Origin of the sequence: Mycobacterium sp. 1245111.1, from assembly GCF_001673405.1 — a bacterium.
Lineage (GTDB): Bacteria > Actinomycetota > Actinomycetes > Mycobacteriales > Mycobacteriaceae > Mycobacterium.
In genome coordinates, this window is the sequence record NZ_LZLV01000143.1 from 59,686 (window position 1) to 71,560 (window position 11,875).

General features: G+C 65.7%; 13 protein-coding genes. 1 reads left to right on the top strand and 12 read right to left on the bottom strand.

Annotated elements, in window-relative coordinates:
• Positions 1-2: 2 nt before the first annotated feature.
• The 5 genes from A5658_RS23000 to A5658_RS23020 all read right to left on the bottom strand — a co-directional run bounded on the left by A5658_RS23000 (position 3) and on the right by A5658_RS23020 (position 3,291).
• Positions 3-380: an NADH-quinone oxidoreductase subunit A gene (locus tag A5658_RS23000; RefSeq protein ID WP_067340608.1), complete on the bottom strand. Its 378-nt coding sequence runs from the start codon at positions 378-380 to the stop codon at positions 3-5.
• Between the two features lie 280 nt (positions 381-660).
• The gene (locus A5658_RS23005) at positions 661-1,059 is read right to left on the bottom strand and encodes a response regulator transcription factor (protein ID WP_067340611.1); all 399 of its coding nucleotides are present in this window, start codon (positions 1,057-1,059) and stop codon (positions 661-663) included.
• Positions 1,060-1,086: 27 nt separating this feature from the next.
• Positions 1,087-1,623: a YceI family protein gene (locus tag A5658_RS23010; protein WP_067340614.1), complete on the bottom strand. Its 537-nt coding sequence runs from the start codon at positions 1,621-1,623 to the stop codon at positions 1,087-1,089.
• Positions 1,624-1,636: 13 nt separating this feature from the next.
• Positions 1,637-2,020, bottom strand: coding sequence for a nuclear transport factor 2 family protein (locus A5658_RS23015; RefSeq protein ID WP_067340617.1), 384 nt, complete (start codon positions 2,018-2,020; stop codon positions 1,637-1,639).
• Between the two features lie 32 nt (positions 2,021-2,052).
• Complete coding sequence (locus tag A5658_RS23020) at positions 2,053-3,291, bottom strand: GNAT family N-acetyltransferase (protein WP_067340619.1); 1,239 nt, start codon at positions 3,289-3,291, stop codon at positions 2,053-2,055.
• A gap of 164 nt (positions 3,292-3,455) precedes the next feature.
• Here A5658_RS23020 and A5658_RS23025 point away from each other — a divergent pair, with 164 nt between their 5' ends.
• Positions 3,456-5,807: an MMPL family transporter gene (locus tag A5658_RS23025; RefSeq protein WP_067340623.1), complete on the top strand. Its 2,352-nt coding sequence runs from the start codon at positions 3,456-3,458 to the stop codon at positions 5,805-5,807.
• Here A5658_RS23025 and A5658_RS23030 read toward each other — a convergent pair.
• The 7 genes from A5658_RS23030 to A5658_RS23060 all read right to left on the bottom strand — a co-directional run bounded on the left by A5658_RS23030 (position 5,787) and on the right by A5658_RS23060 (position 11,817).
• Positions 5,787-6,695, bottom strand: coding sequence for a DMT family transporter (locus A5658_RS23030; protein ID WP_067340626.1), 909 nt, complete (start codon positions 6,693-6,695; stop codon positions 5,787-5,789). The two genes, A5658_RS23025 and A5658_RS23030, sit on opposite strands and share 21 nt — an antisense overlap.
• 86 nt (positions 6,696-6,781) lie before the next feature.
• On the bottom strand, positions 6,782-7,129 hold the full coding sequence (locus A5658_RS23035; RefSeq protein ID WP_067340629.1) for a DUF6285 domain-containing protein: 348 nt from the start codon (positions 7,127-7,129) through the stop codon (positions 6,782-6,784).
• Entirely contained in the window at positions 7,129-8,061 is a 933-nt protein-coding gene (locus A5658_RS23040; RefSeq protein ID WP_067340632.1) for a catalase family peroxidase, read from the bottom strand. The genes A5658_RS23035 and A5658_RS23040 overlap by 1 nt, the downstream gene beginning before the upstream one ends.
• A 17-nt stretch (positions 8,062-8,078) precedes the next feature.
• Positions 8,079-9,065 (bottom strand): phosphotransferase family protein, encoded by a 987-nt coding sequence (locus A5658_RS23045; RefSeq protein WP_067340635.1) that lies wholly within the window; start codon positions 9,063-9,065, stop codon positions 8,079-8,081.
• Positions 9,062-10,300 (bottom strand): acyl-CoA dehydrogenase family protein, encoded by a 1,239-nt coding sequence (locus A5658_RS23050; protein WP_067340638.1) that lies wholly within the window; start codon positions 10,298-10,300, stop codon positions 9,062-9,064. Before A5658_RS23050 ends, A5658_RS23045 begins: the two co-directional genes overlap by 4 nt.
• A gap of 12 nt (positions 10,301-10,312) precedes the next feature.
• Positions 10,313-10,924 (bottom strand): TetR/AcrR family transcriptional regulator, encoded by a 612-nt coding sequence (locus tag A5658_RS23055; protein WP_067340641.1) that lies wholly within the window; start codon positions 10,922-10,924, stop codon positions 10,313-10,315.
• A complete protein-coding gene (locus tag A5658_RS23060) occupies positions 10,924-11,817 on the bottom strand; it encodes a hydroxymethylglutaryl-CoA lyase (RefSeq protein WP_067340645.1) in 894 nt (297 codons plus the stop codon). Before A5658_RS23060 ends, A5658_RS23055 begins: the two co-directional genes overlap by 1 nt.
• Positions 11,818-11,875 lie beyond the last annotated feature (58 nt).

The window sequence follows — 11,875 nt, forward strand, 5'->3', positions numbered from 1 at the left end:
CCTCAATCCCACGTCAATCCGCCGCGGCGCCACACGTAGGCGTAGGCCACGAAGACGGTGAGCATGAACACCACCATCTCGATCAGCGCGAACAGCCCCAGTTGGTCGTAGCTGACCGCCCACGGGTACAGAAACACGATTTCGATGTCGAAGACGATGAACAGCATCGCGGTCAGGTAATACTTGACCGGGAACCGCTGCCCGCTGCCCGCGTGGGGAGCATTGGCCGGCTGATCGCTGGGCTCGATCCCGCATTCGTAAGCCTCCAGCTTCGCCCGGTTGTAGCGCGACGGGCCGGTGATCTGCGCGAGTGCGACCGAGCCGAGCGCGAAAGCTGCGGCGATCCCTCCGAGAACGAGAATGGGTAGGTAGAGATTCATCCCGCGACGACGCTTCCTCACTCTGGTTTAGGGCTGGACTGTGAGCGCAACCACAGCCTAGCGACCGTGTGTGGTCGGGCGCTCAGCAGGTTAGATGTGACCTCAACCACAGCTTGACGACCGGTGAACGCAACGAGACAGGCGCCATGGAGCCGATCAGGCGAAAAGCGCGAAGTATTAAGAGTGCAAAGCGCTTTGACTCATTTTCGAGACGCGATTCAGTCAGGAATTCGGCCCGCCCAAAAGACTGACCGTGCCGGATTTCGGAGTCGGTTCCCGGCTACCGCACCGGGGTGCGCAGCAACTCGAGAACAGTCCTGCTCAGCCGGATCGGATCGATCGGGTGGGGGACAGCAGCCTCGGCGCGTGACCAGCTGGCCAGCCAGGCGTCGTCTTGACGACCGGTCAGCACCACGATCGGGGGCCCGTCGTGGATTTCGTCCTTGAGCTGCTTGGCGAGCCCCATGCCGCCTTCGGGGGTCGCTTCGCCGTCCAAAATAGCCAGATCAATGCCGCCGGCGTCGACCTGCTGAACCACGACCGGCCCGGTCGCGACCTCGACGTAGCTCAGCTCGGGCAGGTCGGGGTGCACCCGTTTGCCCAGGGCCGTCATGACGGCCTGCCGGGTGTTGGCGTTGTCGCTGTACACGAGGACCCGCAAGGGGCTGGTGGCAGACACGATCCAGATGGTACTGCCCGGCGAGATTTACTGCGGCGCCCGCACGAAGTACGCCTCGGCCGTGACCGTCGCCGTCTTCGCGACCATGCCTAGCTGGTTCCATCCGATGTCGAACTGATCGCGGTCGATCTGGGTTTTCGTCGTGACTCGTACCGTGCCGCCGCCGAGTGCGCTGACCTGGACCGGCAGCGGGACCGGCGCGGTGACGCCCTTGATCGTGAACGTGGCGTGGAGGTTGGCGGCGTCGCCCGTGCCCGGCTCGATGCCGGTCACCTGCACGCTGATCTCCGGATACCGGTCGGCGTCGAAGAAGTCGGCCGACCGCAGGTGCTGGTCGCGTTTGCCGATACCGGTGTGCAGCGACGCTACCTCGACGGCGAGGCGGCCGAAAATCGCGCCCTTGCTGGTGATTTGGCCGTCGGCGTTGACGTCGGTGAACCGACCTTTGACGTTGAGCAGGCCCCAGAAGTTCTTGATGCTGAAGCCCACGCTGGAACGGTCGGGGTCCAGGTTCCACACCCCGGCGGTCTCCGGGTCGTTCAGCAGGGTGTCGACGTCACTCATGCGGCGCTCCTCCTCAGTTCATGATCGGTGCGATATCGGCCGGGTCGAAATACTCGTCAATGCGATCGATCAGGTTGTCGGCATTCACCGTGATCACGATGCAGACCCGCAGCGCGATCAACCCGCCGTTCGTTCCGGTGGCGTGCAAGACGTGCTGCTGGACGAAGCCGCCGGGAAACAACCGACGGTCCAACACCTCATAGCTGCGCTCGGTGGTGACGCGGATGAACCATCGCAGCACCTTCATCGCCCGGACTTTGTCGTCGTCACGCTGCGCGCCGGCCCGCCACACCGCGACGTCGTCGGCGAGGATTTGCTCGAGTCGCGCCTCGTCGCCGCGCTCGATCGTCGCGAACAGATCATCGGCCAGATCGACCACGGCCTCGCTAGCGAGCATGAGACGACCGTACTCGCTGCCTCGGTGGGGTATCAGAACAGAGTGTTGCAGAACGGGGCGCGGTCAACCCGGAACGCCGCGTCAAGGTTGCGCACAGCGCCGCTGCGTGTCTCGTTGATTCGATTGGCGCGCAACAGCTCTGATGCTCCGTGCGCGCCGGTGTACATCGTCGCCAGGTCCGCGAGGCCGATTTCGACATCGGCGTCCCCTTCATAGGGCACGCATTTGCCGGCGCCGTCACGCACTTGAAGCAGGAATCGACCGCCCGACAGGCCGAGTGGGTCGACAATGTCGAGTGCGACGTCGGCATCGGCGCCGTATGTGCGAGCCCCCAACGCCTCAGGGACATCGTTGATCCTCACCCAAAGCCAGTCGCTCACACCTTTGACCTCAGCGGCACGCGGGTCGGTCAGCTTGAGTTGCAGCGGGTCGTCAAGCGGCACATCGATGCTGATCTCGTCGAACATCTCCAGCGCCAGCAGCGTTTGCAGCAATTCCGTGTGGGCTTCGTCGGTGATCGCACAGAAGTCCTCGACGACCGTCGCGCCGAGCGGTGGCCGGAACGCGTGGTTCGATTGGCCGAACACGCGGTAGGTCAAGAAGCCGTCGGGGTGGGTTGTGCAATTCAGCACGGATCCGTTACCCCGTTGGGTGGGACGATCTTCCAGGCAGTCATTCCACCAAGCATCATTCCGCTCAACTGCTCCATTCGTTGCAGCACACCATCTTTCGTAGATTTCGGGCAGGATGTGTCGCGCCGTCGAGGCATTGATCTCGCGAGTGTGGTACTCACGCGGCGCGTCGCGAAGCTTCGCCGCGCGACGGTCGATCGAGTAGTTCTGACTGTAACTCGCGACGCCTGCACCGACGTTGTCGTACATTTCGGTCTGGGTGGGCACCCCGCATACGATCGGATAGCCGCGATCGATCAGAATCCCCAGGCCTTTGGCGCTGAGTTCGGCCCAAACACCGCGCCCCTGATGCGTTGTCGCAACGGCGGTCATCGTCAACCACGCAGCGGGCAGACTTGCGCCACCGGGCACCGTAAGTCGCGAACGATAGATGATCGACGTGCCGACGATGAACGTATCGTCAGGATTCGCCACATCCTCGGCAATCAGAATGTCGTCCAACTCGACGCGTTGTTTCCATGCGTTGACGCTGCGCTCGTCGATTGGATCGCCGAACGTGCGCGCCTGGTTCTCATAGACTGCGTCCCAATCCTTTTCGGTTGGGTGCCGAATGATGATGCCGTCCTGCGTCGTGTTCATTGCTTATCCAATTCGCTGTTGGCACTACGATCCGCGGCGATCCTCGTCGTCACGTACCCGTCAACCGGTTGGTCCAATCAGCGGAAACCGCTACCACCGGTGTCGCGTATCCCGGATCGGGTATGCGCCCCAAGGGCCAGGAACGAATGCGGAGGGACACCGGGATGTTGCAACGACTCACTCGAGTGGCGATCGGCGCACCGCGCCGGGTCATTGTCGTGGCTGTCCTGCTTGCCATCGGGGCCGCGATATTCGGCCTACCCGTGGTCGACCGCCTATCCGGCGGCGGGTTCGAAGACCCGTCCTCGGAGTCGGCCCGCGCCAGCGACCTGCTCCGGAACAAATTCGGACAGACCGATCAGCAAATACTGATTGTCGTCACCGCACCGGACGGCGCGACCAGCGCCCGGGCGCGGCGGGTCGGCACGGACGTGGTGGACCGGCTCCGAAGGTCGCCATGGGTGCTGGACGTGTCATCGGCCTGGACGTCGCCGCCACCGGCCGCCGCTGGGCTGATCAGCAAGGACGGCAAGTCGGGGATGATCGCGGCCGGGCTGAAGGGCGGAGAAAACGACGCGCAGAAGTACGCCAGCGCGCTGACATCTCAGTTGGTGCATGACCGAGACGGTGTGACCATGCGCGCGGGCGGTATGGCCGTGGCGTATGCCCAGATCAACGGCCAGAACGAACGCGACCTGGTGGTGATGGAATCCATCGCGATTCCGCTGAGCTTCGCGGTGCTGGTCTGGGTGCTGGGCGGCGTGGTAGCCGCGGCCCTGCCGGTTCTGCTGGGTGGATTCGCCATCGTCTGCACGACGGCGGTGCTGCGGCTGATCAGCTTCGCCACCGATGTTTCGACCTATGCGCTGGACCTGAGCATTGCGATGGGCTTGGCACTAGCCATCGACTACAACCTCCTGATCATCAGCCGTTACCGCGAGGAGCTCGCGCGGGCCGGCGACCGGCGCGAGGCGTTGCTGCGCACGATGGCCACCGCCGGTCGGACCGTGCTGTTCTCGGCGACGACGGTCGGGTTGTCGATGGCGGTAATGGCGGTGTTCCCGATGTATTTCTTGAAATCATCGGCCTACACCATCGTGGCCACGGCCGTCGTTGTCGCGATCGCGGCGGTGGTGATAACGCCTGCCGCCATTGCGCTGCTGGGCCCGCGGCTGGACGCGCTGGATGCTCACCGGCTGGTCCGGCGCCTGCTGCCGCCGGGAAAGTCGTGGCGCGATCACGCGCACAAACCGGTTCACCTGCAGTTCTGGTACCGGTCGACGCGGTTCGTGCTGCGGCATGCGCTGCCCGCCGGTCTGAGCGTCGTGGTGCTTCTGCTGGTACTCGGCACCCCGTTCTTGGGCGTCAAGTGGGGATTTCCGGACGAACGCGTGCTGCCCCAGTCGGCGTCCTCCCGTCAGGTCGCCGACATGCTGGACCACGATTTCAGCAACGGCCTGGGAACCGCGGTCACGGTTGCCGTGCCCGACGCCGGCAACGCCAGCGATGTGGGACGTTATGCCGCCGACCTGTCGCACGTTCCGGATGTCTCATCGGTCACCGCGCCAAGCGGGACCTACGTGCGCGGCGCGCTGGCCGGACCCGTCGCCGCCGCCACCGGCTCGGCGGACGGCAGCGCGTTTCTCACAGTGTCGACCACAGCGCCGTTGTACTCCCAGGCCTCGGCCACGCAGCTGGACCGCTTGCACCGGGTCCCGACGCCGTCAGGCCGGTCGGTGGAGATGACCGGGTTGGCCCAAATCAACCGCGACAGCATCGCGGCGATCACCACCCGGTTGCCGTTGGTGCTCGGGCTGATCGCCGTGATCACCTTCGCGCTGTTGTTCTTGCTGACCGGCAGCGCCGTGCTGCCGTTGCAAGCGCTGGTGTGCAACGTGTTGTCGCTGACCGCCGCATTCGGCGCGTTGGTATGGGTGTTTCAAGACGGCCACTTGGGCGCCTTCGGCACCACGACGAACGGAACCTTGAACGCCAACATCCCAGTGTTGTTGTTCTGCATCGCTTTTGGGCTGGCGATGGACTACGAGGTATTCCTGGTTTCGCGCATTCACGAGTATTGGGTGGCCTCCGAAGTCACCCGTGAGGTGTTGCCGAGTGCGGCCGTCGCACGCGCGGCCAACGACGAGAGCACGGCGCACGGCATCGCCGGCATCGGCCGTGTCGTCACCACCGCCGCGCTGGTGATGTCGATTTCGTTCCCCGCGCTGATTCCTGCTCATGTGTCGTTCATGCGAATGCTCGGTGTCGGGTTGACGCTCGCCGTGCTGGTGGATGCCACCCTTGTGCGGATGGTCCTGGTTCCGGCATTCATTCACCTGCTTGGCCGGTGGACCTGGTGGGCGCCGGAACCGCTTGTCCGCCTGCGTAATCGGATTTCGATCGACGAAGAAACCGAGGCCGCGGTGGGGCGGGACCGCTGGTTTGGCGACACGCCTGAGCGTCACGAAAATGACGTCACGGGACAGCCCGCTGCGTCAGTGCCGCGTGGCGACTAGTGGGCGGCCGCCCCGCAACCGCCGGTGGACCTGACGGCGGGTCGCCACCGCGTCGATGCGAGCAAGCCGAAAGATGGCTACGGCCGTGAGCGCCAACGCCAGGTAGATCACGATCAATCCGGCCCGACCGGTGTTCAACGTCTCGTCGAGCACCACCACGCCGAGTACCGCCGCCACCACCGGTTGCGACACCTGCAACGCGGGCATCGACGCGGTAAGGGAGCCCGCGTGAAACGCCGCCTGGCTCAGCATCACACCGCCGGTAGCGGCCAGGGCACACGCGTACAGCGCGGGGGTTGCGAGCACCCCCGGCAGGCCTTGTCCGAGTCGTGCCATGACCTCTTTGGTCAGCACCGCGAACACCCCCCATAGTGATCCAGAGACGAGCGCGAAGAGCACCGCGGCAGCAGAGCCGCCCCACATCCGGCCCGCAACGACGCAGATGATCGACAGCGGCCCGACCACGCAGGCGACTTCCGCCCAGGTCTGAAGCGGCGCACTCGATCGTCCGGCCTGCGGATTGCCCAACGTCACGATCACCGTCACCGCAGCTGTCAGCAAGCCGGCCCACAGCCATTCTTTGCCGGACATCGTGCGCCGATACACCCTCGCATTGATGGGGAGAGCGAAGAGCACCGAGAACATCAACAACGCCTGGACCAACAACACTGATCCTTGGCCCAGCGCGGCCGCTTGCAATCCGATGCTGGCCAGCAGCAGCAGCGCACCCCACCACCAGCGTCGATTGCGCAGCAGACCGGTGAGCACGGCGACCTGCCCGAGCGATCTATCCATGCTGTACGCCGCGCGCTGCTGTAGGACGTCGCCGATCGCGATGCATAGCGCCGAACCCAGAGCCAGCACGGCAGCGATCTCTGGCTTGGCCATAAACGGTTCTCCGTCGATGTCGAAACGTGAAGGAAATGGCCGCGATTGGTTACCCCTTATGCCGGGGCGTTACCGGGGCGTTGCTCTCAGGCCCGATCCTCGAGCTCGTAGCCGGGGTGGGCGGCGGCCAGCCGGCGTCCGACCAGCGCGCGTAAGGCCGACCGCACGGGTGCGTCGCCCCCGTCGACCTTGCCGGCGCGGATGGCCGCGGCTAGCTGGGCTTCGTCGTCGAATCCGATGCGGGTGAGCGCCTCGCCGACGCCGTCATCGGGATCGGCGGTCAACTCGCGTTCGACCATGCGCAGCGCGTTGGCCGCGACCCGGGAATGGAAGTTCACCTGACCCGAGGTGGAATCCCGCACGTCGGTTTCGAGGAACTCGGCTACCGCGGCGATCAGCTCCGCCGCGGTGGGACGACCGTGTGCGGACGTCATCAGGTCGCGGGAGCCTCGGGTCCGCGGTCGACGCCGGTGCGCAGCTTGACCGACGCGGAGTACGCCACCGTCCGGAAGTGCAGCACCGGGTCGTCGGAGGGCTCGATGCCGTCGGTGACGCGCATCGGGTCGAAGACGACGATGTCGCCACCGTGTTCGCGTTCGGTTTCGACGCCGGTGATCTCGAGCGTGCCGACGGTGACGGTCTGATCGCTGCGCCACGGTTTGGACGGGTCGACCGTGGAGTCGTCCTGCGCGGCGATCTGCACCTCGTAGTCGAACCGAATCGGTTGGGACGCAAGGCGTTCGTCGAGTTCGGTGGTCAGGAAGTCAGCGTCCTTGGCTTTCGCGACGTCCGCCGGCAGGAACTCCTCGCCGCCGGCGGGCTGCAAGTGATAGCGCACGAATCGCCGGCTGCCGTCGGGGGCAATCCAGCGGAACGCGTGCAACCCGTGATACGCGACGCTGCCGTAGCTGGCCGGTACCTTGTTCGCTTCTTTGACAACGGGCAGCGCCTTGACGAAACGCGGATGGGTGGCGATGTATCCGATCAGCCGTAGGGGAGCGGTCGGGCCGGGACGCATCGCCCGCAGCAGCGAGACGAAGCCGTCGGGTGTGCTGGCCGGGAACAGTTTCGCGGTCTGGGTAGAGACGTCGGTTGTCGACCCGTCGGGCAGGGTGAACTTGACCGCCAGCCCGCGCACGCCCGGCGCATTGTCGGGTTGCTTGGGATTGCCTGAGCCGCTGGAGAATCGGACCAGGGCGGGAACGGTCGCGCCGCTCAGGTGCGCGGCGTGCGAGAGTGCGGCGGCCTCGGGAGTTGCCGTGAAGGTACCTCGGTAGAGCTTGCCCTTGGCGTGCAGTGCCCGGTTGCCCGGTTGGGCGCCACCAGTTGCGCGGATTGCGTCGATTGCCTGATCAGGAGTGACCACAGCACAACCCTAGGCTCTCAACCAGCATGCGCGACCGCGTTCTCGAGCAAATTGAGCAAGTCCCACTCGGTCTCGCAGACGCGGCGACCGATCGTCGCGAGTTCGACCGAGCGGGCCTGCCCGCTCAGGTGGCGTTCGGCCTGGTAGCGGCAGATGATTCCCCAACGCAGTGTGGCCTGAACCACCCACCAGTGAAGCGCGGTCCGATCGATCGTCGTCCCGCCGGCTTTTTCATAACAGTGAACGAAATCCTCGATGCTGCCCAGCCCGCCGGCCGCGAGACTCAGTGGCGCGCCGAACCGCCAGGCCCGGATGCAGAACCACGCCAGGTCTTCATAGACCTCGCCGATATGCACGAGCTCCCAATCCAGCACGGCCGCCAGCCCGGATCGGTCGACGATGAGGTTTCCCATCCGAAAGTCGCCATGCACCAACCGCTGCGGGGACGGCGCCGGCCGATTGTCGGCGAGCCAGCGAAACGCCCACTCGAAGGTGGCGGTGGTGTCGCCCATGGTGTCCAGCTGCTCGCGCCACCCCGCCAACTGGTCCTCGTCGCTGATGCCGGGCAGATTCGTGTCAGCCCGGTGGATAGCGGCCAGTGCTTCGGCGCACTGGCGCAGCAGTCGTTGCCGCCCGACGTCGTCGAGCTGACGCTGGATACGCCGGACGATCGTCTCGCCGGCGATCGCGTCGCAAATCAGAAACGGATTACCCAGTGCGACAACGGAATCGCTGGCAACGATGATGTGGGGGACCGGTGCGCCGGCGGCAGCCGCGACGCGTTGCGCGCTGGCCTCGAGTTCCATGCCGGCGTGCACCTCGTCGGGTGGACCGGTGCGCAGGATCAGCGACCGTCGCTGTCCGCCGGTGATCGCTTCGAAGGCCCACGTGGTGCGGCTGGCCCCGCCGGTCAACGTCACCAGGCTCTCGACGACGGTGCCGGCACCGAGGGCGGGTTCGAGCACGTCGACGAGTTTCGGCGCCAGGTGTTCGGCGAGGGTCACTTGTGTCCGAACCTGAACAGCCGCTGGGCGACCCGGCGGATCTGGATCTCCTCGGCGCCCTCGGTGATGCGGTAGCGGCGGTGATGCCGATAGATGTGCTCGAACGGCTCGTGGCGGCTGTATCCCAGGCCGCCGAAGATCTGCATCGCGCGGTCGGCGGCGTCGCACACCAGCCGGTTGGCCCGGTAATTGGCCATGGACACCTTGTCCGAGACTTCCATGTGATGGTCGCGGTCGAGGTGCCACGCCGCGTACTGGACCAGCAACCGGACCATCTGGGCTTCGGTCTGCAGCTCGGCCAGTGGCCACTGCACCGCCTGGTTTGTTGCCAAAGGCTTGCCGAAAACCATTCGTTTACCGGCATATTCGGCGGCACGGCCGATGCAGTATTGCGCCGCGCCCAGGCTGCTGGCTGCCTGCCGGATGCGGTTCTCGTGCAGAAAGGTCTGCGCGACCTCCAGTCCCCGGTCGACTTCGCCGAGCACCGCGTCGGCGGGTACCCGCACGTCGGTCAACTCGACCTCACCGTGGTCGGTGGGCATGTTGAAGGTCCACCAGTAGTACGGCACTTCGAAACCCGGAGTGTCGGTGGGCACCAGGAACGCGGTGATGCCCTGGGCCTGACCGGGCTCGCCGGAGGTGCGGGCGAAGATCAAGTCGTGCGTGGCCCGGTGCACGCCGGTGTTGAATCGCTTGGAACCGTTGATAATCCAGTCGTCGCCGTCGGGTTTGGCATGAGTCTCCAGCCAGGTGGCGTCGGAGCCGTGCAGCGGCTCGGTCAGACCGAACGCCATCGAACGCTCGCCGGTGATCAGCGCCTCGGACCACGCGGCGCGCTGCTCGTCGGTGCCGAACCGCTCCATCATGATCACCTGTGGGAAGTTGCCGACGATCGACGATTCGTTCTGCAGGTCGTTGTGCAGGCCAAGACCCTTGTGCGCCAAATGTTCCCGAATCACCGCCATGTCGACGTTGGTGCCGTCGCGCCCGCCGAGCGACGCCGGCAGCCCGTAGCGCAGCCAGCCGGCCCGGTCTGCCCGCCGGCGCATCTCGGACAGCAGGTCCTCCCACTCCCGGGTAGGGATCCCGTCGTTGTCCCAGTCGGTGCGGGCGTGTTCCCGCCGCTGGTCGAAGTACTGCATGTTCTCGGCCTGCAGCGGGGCGATCTCGCGTTCGATGAAAGCGTCCATCTCGGCGAGCACACCCGGAAGGTGGTCGGGCAACGTGAAATCCACTGTGATTTCTCCTTAGGCGCCGTACAGGGTCTTCTTCCACACCGTAGCGAGGGTCGCGATCGCGTCGTCGTCGCTGATCTTCATATCCAGACCGGAGCCTCCGACGAATACCGTGGTGAAGTTCTCGAACAACAGCGCGATCGCCGCAGCGATGTGCTCGGGGTTGAGGTCGGCGGCGTAGCCCTGTCGCTGCGCACTTCGGACCGAGTCCGCGACGATGTTCATGCCGAACCGCCGAAATTCGTTCTGCAGAGCGGCAAATCGCTGCTGGGTGGTCGCTAGCTGATCGATCGCGATCATGATGCCGATGTTCTGCTTGAACATATTCCAGTAGCCGGTCACCACCGTCGTGAAGAATGCTTCGTCGTCGGCAGAGTCCGGCAGATGCAGGCTCAACCCGGAGGGCGTCAACACCTCGTGCAGAAACGATTCGGCCAGGGCCGCAAGCAGATCTTCCTTGTCGTCGAAGTACCTGTAGAACACCGCGCCGGACTTGCCGGCGGCAGATGTGATGTCGGCCAGCGTGGTGCCGTGAAAACCCCGCTCCGCGAAGAGTTTGCGGGCGGACTGCTCGATGGCCGCCCGGGTCTGGCGGCCTTTCGCAGTCACGACATCGGTGGGCATCAGTGCTGTATCCGGTCGCCCGCCCGCAGTAAGGCACTCGGTAAGTCATGGCCGACAACCGATCTCGCCACGCCTGCCGCTTCGATCGCGGCCGGCAGGTCGATATCGACGTCGATGCCGCTGTCGCGCAGCAGGTACACCAGATCCTCGGTGGCGATGTTGCCGGTGGCACCCGGCGCGAACGGGCAGCCGCCCAACCCGCCGGCCGAGGCGTCCAGCCGGGTGACGCCCGACTCGACCGCGGCGTACGCGCTGGCCAGCCCGGCGCCGCGGGTGTTGTGGAAATGACCGCCCAGTGCCAACTCGCCGATCACCGGCCGCAGCTGGGTGATCAGCGAGCGCACCCGTCCCGGGGTGGTGGTGCCGACGGTGTCGGCGATGCTGAACCGGTCTGCGCCGCGGTCGCGCGCGGCGGCGGCGATGTCGAGGACCCGCTGCGGCGGGGTGGGCCCTTCGAACGGGCAGTCCCACGCGACGGCGACGATCACCTCGACGGTGACGCCGCTGTCGTGGGCGATGGCGACGATGTCGCTGATCTGTTCGGTGGCCTGCGCACTGCTGCGCCCGACGTTGGCCTGGCTGAACGCATCGCTGGCGGCGACCACGTATTCGATCGAGCGCAAACCCGCCGAGACGGCCCGCCTGGCACCGTTGGGGCTGGCCACCAGAGCGGAGAAATCGATGTCGGGGTAGTGGTGCAATTCGGCGGCCAGCTCGGCGGCATCGGCCATCGACGGTACCTTCGACGGGGAGACGAACGCGGTGGCCTCGACTTCGCGCACCCCGGTGGCGGCGACGGCGGCCAGCAGTTCCAGCTTGGCCGACAACGGGATTGGCTTCTCGATCTGCAAACCGTCGCGCAGCGCTACCTCGCGAATGTCGACGTGAACCATAGCGCCGCTCCTCCTGCTTCTCTGGATCGCACTGCCCTGTTGATCGTCGCCGGCGGGG

What these genes read in the sequence shown, in the direction of transcription:
- A5658_RS23000 (WP_067340608.1), bottom strand. Translation starts at nt 380, where the DNA reads ATGAATCTCTACCTACCCATTCTCGTTCTCGGAGGGATCGCCGCAGCT.
- A5658_RS23010 (WP_067340614.1), bottom strand. Translation starts at nt 1,623, where the DNA reads ATGAGTGACGTCGACACCCTGCTGAACGACCCGGAGACCGCCGGGGTG.
- A5658_RS23015 (WP_067340617.1), bottom strand. Translation starts at nt 2,020, where the DNA reads ATGCTCGCTAGCGAGGCCGTGGTCGATCTGGCCGATGATCTGTTCGCG.
- A5658_RS23020 (WP_067340619.1), bottom strand. Translation starts at nt 3,291, where the DNA reads ATGAACACGACGCAGGACGGCATCATCATTCGGCACCCAACCGAAAAG.
- A5658_RS23025 (WP_067340623.1), top strand. Translation starts at nt 3,456, where the DNA reads ATGTTGCAACGACTCACTCGAGTGGCGATCGGCGCACCGCGCCGGGTC.
- A5658_RS23030 (WP_067340626.1), bottom strand. Translation starts at nt 6,695, where the DNA reads ATGGCCAAGCCAGAGATCGCTGCCGTGCTGGCTCTGGGTTCGGCGCTA.
- A5658_RS23035 (WP_067340629.1), bottom strand. Translation starts at nt 7,129, where the DNA reads ATGACGTCCGCACACGGTCGTCCCACCGCGGCGGAGCTGATCGCCGCG.
- A5658_RS23055 (WP_067340641.1), bottom strand. Translation starts at nt 10,924, where the DNA reads ATGCCCACCGATGTCGTGACTGCGAAAGGCCGCCAGACCCGGGCGGCC.
- A5658_RS23060 (WP_067340645.1), bottom strand. Translation starts at nt 11,817, where the DNA reads ATGGTTCACGTCGACATTCGCGAGGTAGCGCTGCGCGACGGTTTGCAG.